We start from the raw sequence: 17450 nt of genomic DNA on the forward strand, positions 1-17450 counted from the left end.
AAATGAAAGAAGACATCATTGAACGGTTTACTACATACGTAAAAGTCGACACGCAGTCCGATGAATCCGTCGACACTTGCCCTTCCACATCCGGCCAGTTGACGTTAGGAAACATGCTCGTTGATGAATTAAAATCAATCGGCATGCAGGATGCAGCTATTGATGAATATGGCTATGTCATGGCGACTCTTCCCTCCAATACTGAAAAAGACGTGCCGACAATCGGCTTTCTAGCCCACGTCGATACCGCCATAGACTTTACTGGCAAAAACGTCAATCCGCAAATCATTGAAAGCTACGACGGAAAAGACATTGTTCTCAATGAAAAGCTGCAGGTCACCCTGTCGCCTGATCAATATCCGGAACTGTCCGGCTATAAAGGCCACACACTCATCACCACAGACGGCACCACCCTTCTCGGCGCAGACAATAAGGCCGGGATCGCAGAAATCATGACAGCTATGGATTACCTCATCAAACACCCTGAGATCAAACATGGCACGATCAGAGTCGCCTTTACGCCCGATGAAGAAATCGGCAGAGGCCCGCACAAATTTGATGTGAAACGATTTAATGCGTCCTTTGCCTACACAGTTGACGGCGGCCCTCTCGGCGAACTTGAATACGAAAGCTTCAATGCCGCTTCAGCAAAAATCACGATCAAAGGAAACAACGTACATCCCGGCACGGCAAAAGGGAAAATGATCAACTCTGCAAAAATCGCAATGAAGCTGAACAGCCTGCTTCCGGCAAACGAAGCGCCTGAATACACAGAAGGCTACGAAGGCTTCTACCACCTGCTGTCGATGCAAGGGGATGTAGAGGAAACAAAACTCTATTACCTTATAAGAGACTTTGACAAAGATCACTTTCAAAACAGAAAACAAACAATGAAGCGTGTCGTTGAGGAACTTCAAAACAAATATGGCCAAGACCGGATTCAGCTTGATATGAACGATCAATACTACAACATGAGAGAGAAAATCGAACCTGTCATTGAAATCGTCAATACCGCCAAGCAAGCAATGGAAAACCTCGGCATTGAACCAAAGATTTCTCCAATCCGCGGCGGCACGGACGGATCCCAGCTGTCCTACATGGGACTCCCCACACCAAATATCTTTACCGGCGGGGAAAACTTCCACGGCAAATTTGAATACATCTCAGCCGATAACATGGTCAAAGCCGTAAATGTCATCGTTGAGATTGCAAAACTGTTTGAAGAACAGGCGTAATGCGGAAGACCAGTCCAAAAAGGGCTGGTTTTTTGCGTAAAAACGAAACATTTCGAATACTTCCTCCGTAAAACAAGTATTGACGAATGAGGAGGAAAAACCGATGACCAAACATGCAATCGCCGCTAAGAGTCTATTGAAAAAATGGATGACAGCCAGACCGCTTAACACCCAAAAGAAATCGAGTCCCTTTCAAAAAATCAGAAAGATGTTCAAACGCTTCTTTTGATCAGTCACTTATATCTCCCCAAAAAACAACCCGCGTTCACTCCCATCGCCCAAATACTCCGTCATTTGGGTTTTTTGTGTTCAATTACGAAAAATAGGGTATAAACCAAACAAGCAAGCGCCCCCACCCAGAAAACAGGCAATAGGAATTAGTTTAATTTAGGTTAAAAGTTATATAAAGGAATTTAACCACCCGCCGATAGTAACTATATAACCAATCATCAACAAGAGAACTCACCATTTTATAAGACTATTTTCAGATTATCAGGTTAGACTGTTTTTGAGGGGCAGCTATTTATTTTTTGTAGATTAAGAATTTTTTGAATACTTATTGGCGTTTTATCTGTATAATAGAGAATACCAAAACAATTTTTGGGAGGTATGTAAAATGATTCTATTTATTATCATCGCATTATGTGGCTATCTTCTTTTTTCTTTCAGCAAGGACAATCGCCGCAAACCGCAAAAGACAAGCCCTCTGCCAGCAGCCGCACCTCATCAAAACAACCTAATCGACCTTGACGCCATCCGCCAAAAACGCCGGATGCATCTTTCCTAAACCTATATTTCAAGGAAAAGGCTGCTGACCAATTGCAGCCTTTTTCATTTTAAAAACATAACTTGAAACCTTTTTACCCCCTGTCCGTAATCTTTTACAAGGCGAATTCAAAGGAGACTGCGCAATGATCGATTTATTTATGAAACAAAAAATGTTCTCGTTTAAAGATGCATTCCACATTTATGACCGGGATGAACAAGAGAAATTCAAGGTAGAGGGCCGGTTTTTTTCGTTAGGCGACTCGCTGCAAATGACAGATTCATCCGGAAAATCGCTCGTTTCTATCGAACAAAAAGTAATGTCTTTTTTGCCGAGATATGAGATTTCAATTGGGAATGAATTGGTTTGTGAGGTGACGAAAAAAGTAACATTTTTCAAACCGAAATTTGAAATTTCCAAGCTCAGCTGGGAAATCGACGGTGACTTGTGGAAAAATGAATTCCAGATAACAGATGGAGAGAATGTCCGAATGTCAGTCAGCAAGAAGTGGCTCAGCTGGGGTGATTCCTATCATTTGCAGATTGCAAACGAAGAAGATGTGCTGATCTGCACGGCTATCGCTATCGTGCTTGATATGGTGTTATATGAAGATAAAGATGACCATATTTTCTAAAATATCATTGACAATTGATCTAAAAGTAATAATATTAAGATAATTGAAATTTGAATATGCAGATGTACCTTATCAAGAGAGGTGGAGGGACTGGCCCTATGATACCCGGCAACCGCTGTTTCACAACAGAATGGTGCTAAATCCTTTAGAACATTGCGTTCTTGCAGATGAGGCGGAGATTTGATCATTCAAGCTCTTCCTTACTCGAAGGAAGAGCTTTTTTATGTTCAACACATTTCAGAAAAGAGGCGAATGACATGGCTCAACAAACAAATGGTGCGGGACAAAAACCAGCAAAACAACACAGCGCTCCCTTCCGTGCCGATCATGTTGGCAGTTTACTGCGATCTGTTCCGGTGAAAGAAGCACGGCAGAAGAAAGCGGCCGGCAAGGTCACAGCAGAACAGCTTCGTGAAATCGAAAATCAAGAAATCATCCGGATTGTAGACAAGCAAAAAGAAATTGGCCTTGAAGTGGTAACTGATGGGGAATTCCGCCGTTCTTGGTGGCATTATGATTTCCTGGAGGGGCTTGACGGAGTGGAACCGTTTATTCCGGCGGAAGGAATTCAGTTCCACAATGCAAAAACAAAAGCACGCAGCATCAAAGTGACGGGAAAACTCGATTTTACGGATCACCCAGCGCTTGCTGATTATCGATTTTTACAAGAAATTGCTGGAGATGCGACACCAAAACTGACGATTCCGAGCCCGAATATGCTGTTTTTTGGTGAAAAGGCGGATAAAAAAGTTTATGACGACCAAGAGGAATACTTTCATGATCTGGCCCAAGCGTACAAAAAAGCAATCAAAGCCTTTTATGATGCCGGATGCCGTTACCTTCAGCTTGATGATACGTCATGGTCCCTTTTCTTTGAGGAAAAAGGCAGAGAAGTTGTCCGGGCACTCGGCGGCGATCCAGAAACATTGCCTGCCTTGTTCGCCAAAACGATTAACGAGGCAGTGGCAGACCGGCCTGATGATTTAACAATCACGATGCACATTTGCCGGGGCAACTTCCGTTCAACTTGGGCGGCATCAGGAGGCTATGATGCTGTTGCAGAAACGATTTTGGACGGCTTACACTTGGATGGACTGTTCTTGGAATACGATGATGACCGCTCTGGAAACTTTGATCCTCTCCGTTTTGTGAAGCGCAAGGATCTGCACATTGTGCTCGGTTTGATTACATCGAAATACGGCGAGCTTGAAAATCCTGAAGATGTGAAACGCCGAATTCATGAAGCCGCGCGCTTTGTCAGCCTGGATCAGCTGTGCCTCAGCCCGCAATGCGGTTTCGCCTCTACAGAAGAAGGCAATCTTTTGACAGAGGAGCAGCAATGGGCGAAGCTGCGTCATGTCATCAACATCGCCAATGATGTGTGGAGATAATCTATCATTGACAGAATCAGAAAATGTGTGAATAATAGATAATATCAGAAAATTTCATAAAAGGTTTTCCTTATCAAGAGAGGTGGAGGGACTGGCCCTGCGATACCCGGCAACCGCTGTTTAACAGAATGGTGCTAAATCCTTTAGAACAATGATTGTTCTTGAAGATAAGGTTGAGATTGTCAGACAAGCTCTTCCTTATCCCAAGGAAGAGCTTTTTATATTTGAATGGAAAGAAGGAATGGACAACATGCCACAACAAAAAACACCCGCAGAACAAAAATCACTTCAAAGAAAAAAACCGCCGTTTCGCGCGGATCAAGTCGGAAGCTTGCTGAGATCAGAGCCCGTTAAAAAAGCGCGGCTGCAAAAAGCGGCCGGCGATATAACGGCTGAGCAGCTTCGCCAAATCGAAAATGATGAAATCATCCGCATCGTGGAAAAACAGAAGGAAACCGGCCTGAACGTCGTGACAGACGGTGAATTCCGCAGAGCATGGTGGCACTTTGATTTTCTGGAAAATTTGGATGGCGTTGAGCCGTTTACTCCTGAGCAAGGGATTCAATTCCATAACGTACAAACAAAAGCACGCGGCATTAAAGTCACAGGCGATATCGACTTTTCAACTCACCCAATGCTCGAAGATTACTCATTTCTCCATAGTATTGCCGGTGATGCGACGCCTAAGATGACGATTCCGAGCCCGAATATGCTGTTTTTCCGCGGAAAACTGGAAAAGGGTGCATACAAAAACGACTATCACCTTTTCCAGCACGATGTGTCCCAAGCATATAAAAAAGCGATTCAAGCGTTTTATGACAGAGGCTGCCGTTACCTCCAGCTTGATGATACAGCATGGGCTGTTTTCTTATCAGAAAAAGGCTTAAAACAAATCGAAGCGTTCGGAACAACACCTGATGAGCTACGCCAGCTGTTTGCGAAATCGATTAATGACGCGATTGCAGACCGTCCGGATGACCTGACAGTCACCATGCATATTTGCCGCGGCAACTTCCAGTCCACTTGGACAGCGGAAGGCGGCTATGACGCAGCAGCTGAAACCATTTTTGACGGCTTGAATCTTGACGGGCTTTTCTTAGAGTATGATGATTCACGCTCCGGCGGATTTGAGCCGCTCCGTTACGTAAAACGGCCTGACCTTCAACTAGTCCTTGGCTTAGTGACATCTAAATTCGGTGAGCTTGAACACCCGGATGATGTGAAACGCCGGATCGAAGAAGCGTCTCGTTATGTAGGCTTAGACCAGCTTTGCCTCAGCCCGCAATGCGGATTCGCTTCAACTGAAGAAGGCAACAAGCTGACTGAAGAACAGCAGTGGGCGAAGCTCCGCCATGTGGTTGAAATCGCTAACGATGTTTGGAAATAAGCAAAGAAAAACACACTTGATTCCATTGCGGAGCAAGTGTGTTTTTTTTCAGCTGTTGCACCATCCTGAGTGGCACACGGCTCTTATCAAAATCAGACAGAGCAAAATCTGCAAACAAATTGACTGCATGAAATGGATGACACACGAACGTGTTATTCCTTTATTTTCTCATGCCGCAATATTAATTTTATTATTGTGAAAAAAGTTAAAAAGGTTGATTTTCAAAAAATGAAAGGATAAAATACTGCTATCATCTTAGAAAAAGACATTCTTGTATATAATCAGTAATATGGTCTGATTGTTTCTACCTAGTAACCGTAAAAAACTAGACTACAAGAAAGTTTGATTAAATTTGAACGAGTTGAAAAGGACAAGTTCTTTTCTGTTTGCTCTTATTTTTCACACTTTCTGTATTTCCAGAATTTGTGAGGGATAAGGGCTTTTTTCGTTTCCATAATAAACCACATAGGAGTTGCTATCATGTATTTTTTATTAAACCTTATCGGTCTCATTGTGATTATGGCAGTTGTATTCCTATGTTCTCCGCAGAAAAAGAAAATCAAGTGGCGTCCGATCATTACGTTAATTGTGCTGGAATTGCTGATTACTTGGTTTATGCTGGGAACAAAAATCGGAAGCTGGGTCATCGGAAAAATTGGTGAATTCTTCACTTGGCTGATTGCTTGCGCCAGTGACGGTATCGCGTTTGTCTTCCCGTCTGTTATGGCGAATGAAACAGTGGACTTTTTCTTCAGTGCACTTCTTCCAATCATCTTTATCGTCACATTCTTTGATATTTTAACCTATTTCGGCATTTTGCCTTGGCTGATTGATAAAATCGGATGGGTGATTTCAAAGGCTTCCCGTCTGCCGAAATTAGAAAGCTTCTTCTCTATTCAAATGATGTTCCTGGGAAATACCGAGGCTCTTGCGGTCATCCGCCAGCAGCTTACGGTATTAAATAACAACCGTCTGCTTACTTTCGGCTTAATGAGCATGAGCAGCATCAGCGGCTCCATTATTGGCTCTTACCTGTCAATGGTGCCGGCGACATATGTGTTTACAGCGATTCCTTTGAACTGCTTAAACGCGCTGATTATCGCGAACCTGTTGAACCCCGTTCATGTGCCTGAGGAAGAAGATATCATCTATACGCCGCCTAAAGAAGAGAAGAAAGACTTTTTCTCTACAATTTCTAACAGTATGCTTGTCGGCATGAATATGGTTATCGTCATTTTGGCAATGGTGATCGGATATGTCGCGCTAACGTCAGCAGTCAACGGCATTCTCGGCATTTTCATGCAGGGCCTGACCATCCAGACGATTTTCGCTTATCTCTTCAGTCCGTTCGCATTCCTGCTTGGACTGTCGGTACACGATGCGATGTATGTCGCTCAGCTGATGGGAATGAAATTGGCGACAAACGAATTTGTTGCAATGCTTGACTTGAAAAACAATCTTACATCACTCCGCCCTCACACAGTTGCGGTGGCGACGACATTCCTGACGTCATTTGCCAACTTCAGTACGGTCGGCATGATTTACGGAACGTACAACTCGATCCTTGACGGTGAAAAGTCAACGGTGATCGGGAAAAACGTATGGAAGCTGCTCGTCAGCGGAATTGCGGTATCTTTACTCAGCGCTGCGATTGTCGGCCTGTTTGTGTGGTAACAACATTGAGCCATATCCCTTTAAAGGATATGGCTCTTTTTATTGATAAATAGTGGCTGGCACCTGCACATCCCGAATTCCGGCTACATAAGGTCCCAAGTCATACTGGCCGAAAACAATGGCGATCCCGTTATTTGTAAAATAAAACATTGTGTCTTTGTTAAGGGCTATATCCTCTTTCTTTACATCAGGGAAAAACAGTTCATCGTGTTTTTTAATATAGCGGTACAGATAATCTCTCGTTTTGCTGACTTTTGTTTTGGTGTTCAGAATCTGATTCAGCGTCACCCGCTTTTGTGTTTTCAAGTCATAGTTGAAGGACTGGACAGACGTCAAACCGTGGGCGCCGCCTGAATAAATATAATTGAGCGTTTGAATACTGAGTTTGTCTGCCGCATTGAATTTGACGCTGAAGGTTGTTTGATATTCCGTTTTGAAGCCCTGCTGTTCGCCTGCTTTTTTGTTTTTTAGATATTCCTGATACGATTGTTCAATGTAGGTTTTCAGCTCTTGATTGATTTTCTTTTCAAACGCGGCATTCCCGAGGTGATGCACTTGTGGATACTTTAATTCTTTGATGTTTTTGTACGTATGGCTGCTGACAATCGGCGTTTTCGCTTGAACTGCTTTTAAAGATGGGGCCGCATATACGAATACAGAAAAAAGCAAAACCGCAATCCCCGCGGCTTTTGGCATGTGATGCCATTTCATACGATCTCCTCCTTTGATGTCGTTGTTTATCATTCCCTTTTTTAAGCAAGGTACACCTTAATAGACTGACCAAATCAGTTTCTAGATCTAACAGTTCGATTCTTCCAAATAAAAAAAGAGACAATTCAATGTCTCTTTTTCTGGTTGCGTTCAAAAATCGCTTCATGAACCACTTGAGCCAAATCTGTATTTCCAAACATCTCTAACACCGCAATGAGAGTCTGGTCCGGAATGTGTTCTGATTCGTGTTTCGGCACGACCAGTTCATCCATCGTTTTTTTCAAGCTTTCATTGAGTTTTTGCTGCGGATAGGCTTTGGTGTACAGCGCCATTGGATCAAGATCATGGTTCACACACCATTGGGCGAACACCAAAACCATCATATTTTCATCGCGTTCGTAAGCTTCAGCGAGCTGTTTTTCATTCATTTGTCATGCTCCTTATGAAAAGTATCTTCCTTTACGATACAGGAGCAGGTCAAATTCGTCTATCCCAATGACGGTGGGCGGCGACTGCCTCGATAAACGTCTTGCTGAAATCAGTGTAATCAGCTTCATCTTTCGCGGTCACGACGCCCGGCCCCTCTGTTGTGCCGACAGCTGCCTGAAGAAGGTCAACTCCTTCATTTGCCGCACTGATCGCCTTATAGTGGCTGTAGGCTTCTTGTATAAATGCCATCGCTTGCTTGTTGTCTTTTAGCGCTGGTCCTCCTGCGGCGTAAACAGCATCATACAGAACAGAATCAGTCGTCAGGAACGTGCCGCTGGCCTCAAGCTGCTGTCCGTTGCTGCTTGTGATGTATCCCAGCGTTTGGCTGATAATATCCACCGTGATCCCTTCTTTCTTTAAGGCATCCAGCACTGTTTGAAGCTCTTTTTCATCGAATCCGTTTCCGACGAGAACAGCAACTTTTCTCGACAACGCGGTTGTCACGGTACGGGCTTGGCTTAACGCTGGTGAGGTCAGAATCTCTTTTGATTCTTTCTGTTTTGCCGGCGGCTCCACACCTACTCCTTTGGCGATTTCTTCTGCTAAGTCTGCATCGACATTGCTGAAAACGTCAACGACCTGCCGCTGCACGTCCTTGCTTTTAACCTTCCCTACCTCGAAGCAGAAAGCAGAGATGATATGCTGTTTCTCGACAGGAGACATACTGTTCCAGAACAGCTTCGCCTGTGAGTAATAATCGTTAAAGCTGTCGCTCCGCTGGCGGATTTTTTTGCCTTCTACTTTTTCCTCATAGTGGACATAGCCGCCTTCTTCTGCTGTCGCAGGCGACGGATCATTGTTTTGCAGAGAGTTTTTATGATAAGCGACTGGTCCCTTATTGATCGTCATTCGATGATAGCCGTCGTATTGGTTGTTATGGAACGGACAAACCGGACGGTTAATCGGAAGCTCATGGAAGTTCGGGCCGCCGAGACGAATCAGCTGTGTATCTGTATATGAGAAAAGTCGTCCTTGCAATAACGGATCATTTGTAAAATCAATGCCCGGCACAACATTTCCCGGGTGGAAAGCGACTTGTTCCGTTTCTGCAAATACATTGTCCTGGTTGCGGTTCAGCGTCATTTTCCCAATAATTTTCACTGGTACAAGCTCTTCCGGCCACAGTTTTGTCGGATCAAGAATATCAAAATCAAATTTGAATTCATCTTCTTCATCAATCATCTGAACGCCGAGTTCATATTCAACTGTGCCGCCGTTTTCAATGGTTTCCCACAGGTCGCGGCGGTGGAAATCCGGATCCTTTCCGGCAATTTTCTGCGCTTCATCCCATACGAGAGAATGCACGCCTAAAACAGGCTTCCAGTGGAATTTCACGAAACGCGCCTTTCCTTGTTCATTGACAAAACGGAACGTGTGAACGCCGAAGCCCTCCATCATTCTGTAGCTGCGCGGGATGCCTCGGTCTGACATCGTCCACATCACCATATGAGCTGATTCAGGGTTGTTGGCGACAAAATCCCAAAACGTGTCATGGGCAGTCGCAGCCTGAGGCATTTCATTGTGAGGCTCAGGCTTAAACGCGTGAACCAAATCCGGAAATTTGATCGCATCCTGAATAAAAAACACAGGGATGTTATTGCCGACTAGATCGTAGTTTCCTTCTTCCGTATAAAATTTCGTCGCAAAACCCCGGGCATCGCGCACTGTGTCGGCGGAACCTTTAGAACCTGCGACCGTCGAAAACCGGACAAATACGGGTGTCTTCACTGAAGGGTCTTGAAGAAATTTGGCCCGTGTGTACTCTGTCATCGGCTCGTAAACCTGAAAAAAGCCATGCACGCCATATCCGCGCGCATGCACGACACGCTCTGGAATTCTCTCATGGTCAAAGTGTGTCATTTTCTCCCGGAAGTGAAAATCCTCCATTAGCGTCGGGCCGCGAACCCCTGCTTTTAACGAGTGCTCATCCTCTGATACCCGCAGACCTTGGTTTGTTGTCATTTTCTTCCCGCTGTTATCGCTCCTGTACTGCTCAAGCTGCTCATCCTTTGAGTGTTCATTTACACGTTTATTTTGATCATCACTCATGTCAGTTCCCCCTTTTTCCAAACAAAACATTCTACAGCACATTTACCCGCAGCATTCTTCATATAAACTGCTAATCTGCTTAATAGGATTTTAGGTCTACACCTGCATACGGGGTCATACATATTTGAAATAAGCCTTCCTGGCAGAAAAAACATTTGGAAGCGCTTACTAATTTTATTGTTAAACGAGGGAGGTCATATCGTGCTTGCTGTACTTGGTTTTGTGATGATCATTGTTTTTATGTACCTCATTATGTCTAACCGGCTTTCCGCTCTTATTGCGTTGATTGTTGTTCCTGTTGTGTTTGCATTGATCAGCGGCTTTGGCAAAGATCTCGGCGAGATGATGATTCAGGGTGTTACAGACCTCGCTCCTACCGGAATCATGCTGTTATTCGCCATCCTGTATTTCGGTATTATGATTGACTCAGGTTTGTTTGATCCTCTCATTGCAAAAATCCTATCGCTTGTCAAAGGAGACCCCTTAAAAATCACTGTAGGAACTGCGGTGTTAACGATGACCATTTCGCTGGATGGAGATGGAACGACAACCTACATGCTTACCATCGCAGCGATGCTGCCGCTTTACAAACGGCTCGGCATGAATCGTTTGGTGTTAGCGGGAATTGCGATGCTCGGTTCGGGTGTTATGAATATTATTCCGTGGGGCGGACCGACGGCGAGGGTTTTGGCTTCCTTACAATTGGATACGTCGGAGGTCTTTACGCCGCTGATTCCCGCCATGATCGCCGGCATTCTCTGGGTAATCGCCGTTGCTTATATTCTTGGAACAAAAGAACGGAAGCGGCTCGGCGTCATTTCGATTGAATACGCGCCGTCTTCTGATATAGATGCACCGCCGCTCAAACGTCCCGCTCTCCAATGGTTTAATCTGCTGCTGACTGTCGCTCTCATGGCGGCTCTAATCACCAGCCTGCTGCCGCTCCCTGTTCTTTTTATGACCGCGTTCGCCATCGCCTTGATGGTCAACTATCCAAATGTCAAAGAGCAGCAGAATCGGATTTCGGCGCATGCGGGAAATGCGCTAAACGTTGTTTCGATGGTGTTTGCGGCAGGTATTTTCACAGGCGTTCTCTCCGGCACAAAAATGGTCGATGCGATGGCACACTCTCTCGTTTCACTCATTCCAGATGCCATGGGCCCGCACCTGCCGCTGATCACAGCCATTGTCAGCATGCCTTTCACCTTTTTCATGTCGAATGATGCCTTTTACTTCGGGGTCCTTCCCATCATCGCAGAAGCCGCTTCCGCTTACGGAATAGACGCCGCTGAAATCGGAAGAGCCTCTTTGCTGGGCCAGCCGGTGCACCTGCTCAGCCCGCTTGTTCCTTCCACCTATCTATTGGTCGGAATGGCAGGTGTCAGCTTTGGCGACCATCAAAAATTCACCATCAAATGGGCCGTGGGGACAACGATTGTGATGACGATGGCGGCGCTATTGATTGGGGTTATTTCGTTTTAAAATAAAACGCCGGTGGAAATCCTCTTGTACTGTATCAATCTACAATGAGTAAAGTGGCAGCATAAGGGTCACAAAGAAAGAGCCTGGCTATATTGAGGCAGCAGGCTCTTATCACATTTAATATTATTTTTTTGTATAACGTACCCAGTCATAATGAGCGTATAGCGGTGTTACTCCATTGTAGGAACCGAGCCAGTCATCGACACCTGTACCATTCCACAAGTTCATCATGATCTTTCCTGGCGTAGTCGGAATTTGGCTTGTCGCGGTATGCTTTAATTGTCCATCGACGTACCATTTAATAGAGTTTGGCTGCCAATCAAATGCATACGTATGATAGGAGTTGGCAGCATCAAATCCGAGATCCACAAGCTTCTCATGGTTTCCTGCACCATTCGTATAATAGTTAAATTGGACCTTTGTTGTGTCTTTTCCTAAAAATTCGATATCAATCTCATCCCAAGGAGTTCCATCCGTTGGACCTGTGTAAGTGAAGAACGAAGAAACGATCCCTACATTTTTTGCTGGTTTCATCCTGACTTCATAAAGCCCATAGCCATATGTTTGAACTGAGCGGTTTTCCCCGCAGTCAAACTTGTTATAAGACGGACTTGTCAATGCCAAACGCAGTTCACCTGCTGACGTCATTGATACGTTATTTGCACGCCAAGTGCAGTTGAACATATCCCCATTCGAATAACCATTTGCTTTTTGCCATAAACCAGAGTTATAGCTGTTAAAAGGGTCATAAAACGATCCGCCTGTTTGAGCCGAGGCAGTAGAAGTGACTGCAGACAAACTTAGAAACAATCCAGTGACAAGAAGCAACAACACTCGTTTCATACGATAAGACATGTTGGCATCCCCCTTTGTTTGAAAGCGTTTTCCTAAATAATCATACATGATTCTTTCAAAAGGGAACATCAGTCAAAATAATGATAATAACGACTTGTACTTACTAGAACCCTGTTACTATCATTTTCAGCTTAAAAAGTAATTAGACTCAGCTTTTTTAAACATAAAGGTAATGAGGCGGATCGAATTCTAGGGAACATGTTTGGTATCCCTTCTTCAACACGGCGGTTTTATCAAAAGAGAAGGAAAATGAATCGATGTACTACCAGTCAAAGAGTCTATTCAATATAAAAGTCTACTCGCTAAGGCTAAAAGAAATATGATCAAGGGATATCTTGCGATGTTGCAAAAAAAATAATTTACAGTCACAAATTCATCTCGGCTGACGTAAGGAAATCAATTCAATGGCTCACTTCTAGCTGTTTAAAAGCGCCAATCCCGTTTTCTATGGTGATGAGTGGAGAATGCCCTTTGTACATTCTTTTGGTGTCAGCCAATATCATCCGGGAAAGGCGGGAATGGTCAATACAATTCATTCAGCCCCGGCTGCCCGGGCTGTTTTTGAAGCAGCGTCTCCAAATGGCGTTTAAATGATGCCTTGTCAGCTCCCTGCTTCTTAACAATACTGTTCATGATTTTCACGCTTTCGGCGCTGTATTGCGTATATTGTTTTTTCAGCTGATCCAGCTGCTGTCTCGTCTGCTTCGCGTTTTTCGTTGTGACCTGGCTGATGAGCGTCATCATACTGTCAGACACCTCAAAAAAGGCATCTCGATTATCATTCAGCTGCTGCATTTCAGCGCGGCTCATTTCTTGGTTTCGGGTTTTTTTAAGCAAAGCGATTGCCTCACTGTTTTGTCTTTTTAGCGATTTGTTTTCGAGTTGAATCGATTCAAGGTTCTCCTTCGCCTTGTTTGCTGCTTCTTCAGTCATGCTGCTCCGCACGAAATATTCAGGATTGCCGATTCCATAATCAAATGCTTCGCTTACACGTATCATGGCACTGAATACAATCGCCAGCTGCATATCGCTCGTGAGAATTTTGAACTCCTGATTATTCTTATTGCTCATCGGTTTCGCTGCGGTATATTTTACTGTCTTTTGGCCGCAATCTGCAAACGTCTGAGCCTCGCCATCACTTTCGCATGCGCTCATCACAAGAACTGTGACCAGCAGGCTTATATACAAGCCTATTCGCCTCATGCTCTATCTCCTCTCTGCTGAATCTCTTCTGGAAAATGCGGAAAATATAGTGAAATGGTACCAGATATTCCGACGCTCATCAATAAACCAAAAGTATGATTTAACAGCCAAAACATAAACAGTTTGTAAAATTAACGTGCATTTCATTCTTTTCATAATTGATCCTCGTACAATGGTAGTATCGTTTCCGGAGAGGGGCTCTGATGATGAAGCGTTTTACGAAACAAGAAAACAGCTGGATGTTATATGACTGGGCAAATTCCGCCTACTCGATTGTCGTGACCACCGCGGTGTTTCCGTTGTTTTATAAATCAGCGGCTTCGGAAAGCGGTGTCGGCGCCGCTCAATCAACTGCCTATTTAGGCTATACTATTGCGATGTCGACATTTATTCTCGCCATGCTCGGACCGATTTTAGGCACGATCGCCGACTATGACGGGTGCAAAAAACGGTTCTTCGGTTTCTTTGTGTCTGTCGGTGTCGCCAGCACTGCGCTGCTTGCCTTTATCCCGAGTGAACATTGGCTGCTTTTATTGCTGTTTTATACGATATCAGCTATCGGCTTTTCCGGCGCCAACGTGTTTTATGATGCCTTTCTTGTTGATGTTACGTCAGAAAAACGCATGAATCTCGTTTCGGCACAGGGCTTTGGCTTAGGATACATCGGAAGCACCATTCCATTTATCATCAGCATCGCTATCATCCTGCTCGCTCAAGCAGAGATAATTTCGTTGTCTGTACCGGCCGCAAGTCGGCTCGCCTTTTTCATAACAGCTGCCTGGTGGGGTCTGTTCACCATCCCGATGCTGAAGCATGTCCATCAGCGCTATTCCATCAAAAGAGAACCCCGTATCGTTATCAACAGCTTTAAGCGGCTCGGCCAAACGATGAAGCGGATCAGACAGTACCGGGCGCTGTTCCTCTTTTTGCTTGCTTATTTCTTTTATATCGACGGAGTCGGCACGATCATTACGATGTCGACATCCTACGGATCTGATTTAGGGATCAGCCCCTCAAGCCTCCTGATTATCCTGTTTATCACTCAGGTCGTCGCCGCGCCGTTTTCCATTGTCTACGGAAAACTGGCAGAACGCTTTACAGGGAAGACAATGCTGTACGTCGGGATCGTCATTTATATGATTGTCTGCGTATACGCTTATTTTCTGGAGACAACACTGGATTTCTGGATACTGGCTATGCTTGTCGCTACCTCGCAGGGCGGCATTCAAGCCCTAAGCCGTTCTTATTTCGCCAAGCTTGTGCCTAAGCGCCACGCCAATGAATTCTTCGGCTTCTACAACATTTTCGGAAAATTCGCCTCGATTATGGGGCCGCTGCTTATTGCCGTTACCGCCCAGATGACCGGAAAATCCTCGACTGCGGTGTTCAGCCTGATTGTGCTATTTGTAATCGGAATTGTGATTCTCGCGTTTGTTCCCGAAGAGGCCAGCGCCGATGTCAGCCGGCAGAAAAATGACCTGCCCCTTTAAGAGGGAGCAGGTCACTTCATCATTTATTCGCTTTATTCACCTTGAGCTTTTTCCCTTTAACGGTTGTGTCCTTCATCACCTTAAGAACATGAGGGCCTTTACCATTTAAAATCTCCACATAAGAGGCGTTATCCATAATCGTGATGATACCGATATCATCAGCTGACACGCCGTCAATTTTGGCAATCGTTCCTACAAAATCAACCGCTCTGATTTTCTTTTTCTTTCCGCCGTTAAAATACAGCTTCATAATGTCTTTATTCAGCTCTTCGCTTTTGTCCTTTTTGATGTCCGGACGATCATTTAATTTAGATAGAAAATCAGGTTTCTTCTTTGCCACTTCCTCTTGAGAAGGCGCTTCTATTTTTTGAATGTCAAAGCCGATATATTCTTCAATGTCGGCTAGAAACCGTTTTTCGAACGCGGTGACAAACGAAATGGCCTTCCCGTTATTCCCTGCACGCCCCGTCCGGCCCGTGCGGTGGACGTAGCTTTCCTTTTCGAGCGGCAGGTCGTAGTTGATGACAAGGGAGATATTTTCAATATCAATCCCGCGCGCGGCGACGTCTGTCGCGACTAGGTACCGGTAATCGCCCCGTTTAAATTCATTCATGACGTCAAACCGATCTTCCTGAATCATTCCGCCATGAATTTTATCGCATGGATAGCCTAAGTCATCCAATTCATCGGTCAGCTGGTTGACATGCTCTTTCGTCCTGCAGAAAATGATGCAGCTGTCGGGATTTTCGGTCATCAGCACATCTTTCAGCAAAGCAAGCTTATTCTCTTCTCTTACTTGAATCACCGCATGTTCAATATTCTTTGTGGTTAGTCCTGCCGCTTTGATTTCAATATGCTCCGGATTTTGCATATATTGACGGCTCAGCTTCTCAATATCCCCCGGCAGCGTCGCTGAAAACAGCATCGTCGTGCGCTCAGTCGGCAGATGCTTGATAATCGCCTCCACCTGCTCGATGAAGCCCATATTCAGCATCTCATCCGCTTCATCAATAACCAAATAGGAGAGACGGTCTAACGGCAGTGTGCCCTTTTCGATATGATCTAAGACACGCCCCGGTGTGCCGACAACAATATGGCTTTTTTGCTTAAGCTCAGCCTTTTGTTTGTCAAAGGATGATTTTCCAAACACGGCTGTCGCTTTGATCCGTTTGAATCTCCCAATGTTCGTAATATCCTCTTTTACTTGCACCGCCAGCTCACGGGTCGGTGTCAGGATCAGCGCCTGCGGCTTGTTTTCATCCCAATCCGCCAGCTCACAGAGGGGAATCCCAAACGAAGCTGTTTTCCCGCTACCCGTCTGTGATTTGACGACAAGATCCTTTCGTTCAAGGGCAGCCGGAATCACGCTCTGCTGTACCTTCGTCGGTTCTGTATATCCCAATCCTTCTAATGCTCGTAAAATGTCATGACTGATTTGATAGTTTTTAAAATGACTCATGTATAAACTCCTGTCTCTTGCAGATGTTCTCATTATACTCTAATTGGCGAAGGCATATGTGTTTTGTCGAAAAATGATGCAGTAAAACCAGCAATGTCGCATTAGTGCGATTTCCGGGTGGTTGGATACAGCGTATCTCTGGCCATATAACGCAAGGGATTGTCCGGAGCGTTCAATATAAAGGATACTGATCTGAAAACACCCAAGTTAATGTGGTGTGTTATTTCTCTTGGCTAAAGTCAAGCGCACCATCCTATGAAAAATGCATACTCGACAGTTTTCTCTTTATAACAACTGTAGGCAGAACGAAGCCGATTTACTCCGACCGTTCAACCATGATTGATAAATATAAACAAAGTGAATATATCCTTCGCTATATCACATTGTTTATGCTCTGTCTTACTGCGGCTTTCACTATCATCAGGAGTATGCTTATTTCTGATGAAGCTTCCATACTTAATAACACCATTCACACCCTTTTTATCTTTCTCATCGCCATTACTATCCCGGCTATCCTCACTTACAAAGCCTCTGTCTTTAGAATTTGGCGAGTCAAGCGCAGAAACCCCAACCTTGAGTGAAGGCTGGGGTTTGCTTTTTAATAACTGTTCTAAATACATTTTCT

At 44.7% G+C, this 17450-nt stretch carries 16 protein-coding genes and 3 riboswitches; of the genes, 9 read left to right on the forward strand and 7 right to left on the reverse strand.

Features of this window, described 5'->3' with window-relative positions; all coding sequences use genetic code 11:
* Positions 1-2: 2 nt before the first annotated feature.
* From pepT to AAGG74_RS13560, 7 genes are all read left to right on the forward strand, one after another.
* Positions 3-1235, forward strand: coding sequence for a peptidase T (gene pepT / locus AAGG74_RS13530; RefSeq protein ID WP_429675802.1), 1233 nt, complete (start codon positions 3-5; stop codon positions 1233-1235).
* A gap of 103 nt (positions 1236-1338) precedes the next feature.
* Complete coding sequence (locus AAGG74_RS13535; RefSeq protein ID WP_258894769.1) at positions 1339-1464, forward strand: hypothetical protein; 126 nt, start codon at positions 1339-1341, stop codon at positions 1462-1464.
* Between the two features lie 330 nt (positions 1465-1794).
* On the forward strand, positions 1795-2022 hold the full coding sequence (locus tag AAGG74_RS13540) for a hypothetical protein (protein WP_429675803.1): 228 nt from the start codon (positions 1795-1797) through the stop codon (positions 2020-2022).
* A 124-nt stretch (positions 2023-2146) separates the two neighbouring features.
* Positions 2147-2635 carry an LURP-one-related/scramblase family protein gene (locus tag AAGG74_RS13545; RefSeq protein ID WP_429675804.1) on the forward strand — a complete coding sequence of 163 codons (489 nt, stop codon included), beginning with the start codon at positions 2147-2149 and terminating at the stop codon, positions 2633-2635.
* A gap of 66 nt (positions 2636-2701) precedes the next feature.
* Positions 2702-2809, forward strand: a riboswitch (SAM riboswitch).
* A gap of 83 nt (positions 2810-2892) precedes the next feature.
* A complete protein-coding gene (locus AAGG74_RS13550) occupies positions 2893-4026 on the forward strand; it encodes a 5-methyltetrahydropteroyltriglutamate--homocysteine S-methyltransferase (protein ID WP_162103652.1) in 1134 nt (377 codons plus the stop codon).
* A gap of 67 nt (positions 4027-4093) precedes the next feature.
* Positions 4094-4200: riboswitch (SAM riboswitch) on the forward strand.
* 76 nt (positions 4201-4276) lie between these two features.
* Positions 4277-5413: a 5-methyltetrahydropteroyltriglutamate--homocysteine S-methyltransferase gene (locus AAGG74_RS13555; protein ID WP_429675805.1), complete on the forward strand. Its 1137-nt coding sequence runs from the start codon at positions 4277-4279 to the stop codon at positions 5411-5413.
* Between the two features lie 251 nt (positions 5414-5664).
* A riboswitch (purine riboswitch) is annotated at positions 5665-5766 on the forward strand.
* A gap of 127 nt (positions 5767-5893) precedes the next feature.
* Positions 5894-7087, forward strand: coding sequence for a NupC/NupG family nucleoside CNT transporter (locus AAGG74_RS13560; RefSeq protein ID WP_162103650.1), 1194 nt, complete (start codon positions 5894-5896; stop codon positions 7085-7087).
* A 39-nt stretch (positions 7088-7126) separates the two neighbouring features.
* On the opposite strand, the gene AAGG74_RS13565 is transcribed toward AAGG74_RS13560, so the two are convergent.
* From AAGG74_RS13565 to AAGG74_RS13575, 3 genes are all read right to left on the reverse strand, one after another.
* The gene (locus AAGG74_RS13565; RefSeq protein WP_162103649.1) at positions 7127-7798 is read right to left on the reverse strand and encodes a DUF3298 and DUF4163 domain-containing protein; all 672 of its coding nucleotides are present in this window, start codon (positions 7796-7798) and stop codon (positions 7127-7129) included.
* A gap of 125 nt (positions 7799-7923) precedes the next feature.
* Positions 7924-8226 (reverse strand): hypothetical protein, encoded by a 303-nt coding sequence (locus tag AAGG74_RS13570; protein WP_162103648.1) that lies wholly within the window; start codon positions 8224-8226, stop codon positions 7924-7926.
* A 49-nt stretch (positions 8227-8275) separates the two neighbouring features.
* On the reverse strand, positions 8276-10336 hold the full coding sequence (locus AAGG74_RS13575) for a catalase (protein WP_225493165.1): 2061 nt from the start codon (positions 10334-10336) through the stop codon (positions 8276-8278).
* A 201-nt stretch (positions 10337-10537) separates the two neighbouring features.
* Between AAGG74_RS13575 and citH the strand changes: the two genes are divergently transcribed.
* Positions 10538-11818, forward strand: coding sequence for a citrate transporter CitH (gene citH, locus AAGG74_RS13580; protein WP_429675806.1), 1281 nt, complete (start codon positions 10538-10540; stop codon positions 11816-11818).
* A gap of 123 nt (positions 11819-11941) precedes the next feature.
* Here citH and bglS read toward each other — a convergent pair whose 3' ends face one another.
* Both bglS and AAGG74_RS13590 read right to left on the reverse strand, forming a co-directional pair.
* On the reverse strand, positions 11942-12673 hold the full coding sequence (gene bglS / locus AAGG74_RS13585) for a beta-glucanase (RefSeq protein ID WP_162103645.1): 732 nt from the start codon (positions 12671-12673) through the stop codon (positions 11942-11944).
* Positions 12674-13195: 522 nt separating this feature from the next.
* Positions 13196-13876, reverse strand: coding sequence for a hypothetical protein (locus tag AAGG74_RS13590; protein ID WP_429675807.1), 681 nt, complete (start codon positions 13874-13876; stop codon positions 13196-13198).
* 203 nt (positions 13877-14079) lie between these two features.
* Between AAGG74_RS13590 and AAGG74_RS13595 the strand changes: the two genes are divergently transcribed.
* Positions 14080-15366: an MFS transporter gene (locus tag AAGG74_RS13595; RefSeq protein WP_429675808.1), complete on the forward strand. Its 1287-nt coding sequence runs from the start codon at positions 14080-14082 to the stop codon at positions 15364-15366.
* A 19-nt stretch (positions 15367-15385) separates the two neighbouring features.
* Here the strand turns inward: AAGG74_RS13595 and dbpA are convergent, their stop codons facing one another.
* Positions 15386-16825 (reverse strand): ATP-dependent RNA helicase DbpA, encoded by a 1440-nt coding sequence (gene dbpA / locus AAGG74_RS13600; protein ID WP_429675809.1) that lies wholly within the window; start codon positions 16823-16825, stop codon positions 15386-15388.
* A 329-nt stretch (positions 16826-17154) separates the two neighbouring features.
* The gene (locus AAGG74_RS13605; protein WP_429675810.1) at positions 17155-17445 is read right to left on the reverse strand and encodes a hypothetical protein; all 291 of its coding nucleotides are present in this window, start codon (positions 17443-17445) and stop codon (positions 17155-17157) included.
* Positions 17446-17450: the final 5 nt, after the last annotated feature.

This window comes from Bacillus mexicanus (assembly GCF_050445615.1).
In the GTDB taxonomy this organism is placed as follows: domain Bacteria; phylum Bacillota; class Bacilli; order Bacillales; family Bacillaceae; genus Bacillus; species Bacillus mexicanus.

Bases quoted from the DNA above. Each gene is read 5' to 3' on its own strand.
- AAGG74_RS13565 (WP_162103649.1), bottom strand. From the start codon at position 7,798: ATGAAATGGCATCACATGCCAAAAGCCGCGGGGATTGCGGTTTTGCTT.
- AAGG74_RS13595 (WP_429675808.1), top strand. From the start codon at position 14,080: ATGATGAAGCGTTTTACGAAACAAGAAAACAGCTGGATGTTATATGAC.
- pepT (WP_429675802.1), top strand. From the start codon at position 3: ATGAAAGAAGACATCATTGAACGGTTTACTACATACGTAAAAGTCGAC.
- AAGG74_RS13605 (WP_429675810.1), bottom strand. From the start codon at position 17,445: ATGTATTTAGAACAGTTATTAAAAAGCAAACCCCAGCCTTCACTCAAG.
- AAGG74_RS13535 (WP_258894769.1), top strand. From the start codon at position 1,339: ATGACCAAACATGCAATCGCCGCTAAGAGTCTATTGAAAAAATGGATG.
- dbpA (WP_429675809.1), bottom strand. From the start codon at position 16,825: ATGAGTCATTTTAAAAACTATCAAATCAGTCATGACATTTTACGAGCA.
- AAGG74_RS13555 (WP_429675805.1), top strand. From the start codon at position 4,277: ATGCCACAACAAAAAACACCCGCAGAACAAAAATCACTTCAAAGAAAA.
- AAGG74_RS13560 (WP_162103650.1), top strand. From the start codon at position 5,894: ATGTATTTTTTATTAAACCTTATCGGTCTCATTGTGATTATGGCAGTT.
- AAGG74_RS13550 (WP_162103652.1), top strand. From the start codon at position 2,893: ATGGCTCAACAAACAAATGGTGCGGGACAAAAACCAGCAAAACAACAC.
- AAGG74_RS13570 (WP_162103648.1), bottom strand. From the start codon at position 8,226: ATGAATGAAAAACAGCTCGCTGAAGCTTACGAACGCGATGAAAATATG.
- AAGG74_RS13575 (WP_225493165.1), bottom strand. From the start codon at position 10,336: ATGAGTGATGATCAAAATAAACGTGTAAATGAACACTCAAAGGATGAG.
- bglS (WP_162103645.1), bottom strand. From the start codon at position 12,673: ATGTCTTATCGTATGAAACGAGTGTTGTTGCTTCTTGTCACTGGATTG.
- AAGG74_RS13590 (WP_429675807.1), bottom strand. From the start codon at position 13,876: ATGAGGCGAATAGGCTTGTATATAAGCCTGCTGGTCACAGTTCTTGTG.
- AAGG74_RS13545 (WP_429675804.1), top strand. From the start codon at position 2,147: ATGATCGATTTATTTATGAAACAAAAAATGTTCTCGTTTAAAGATGCA.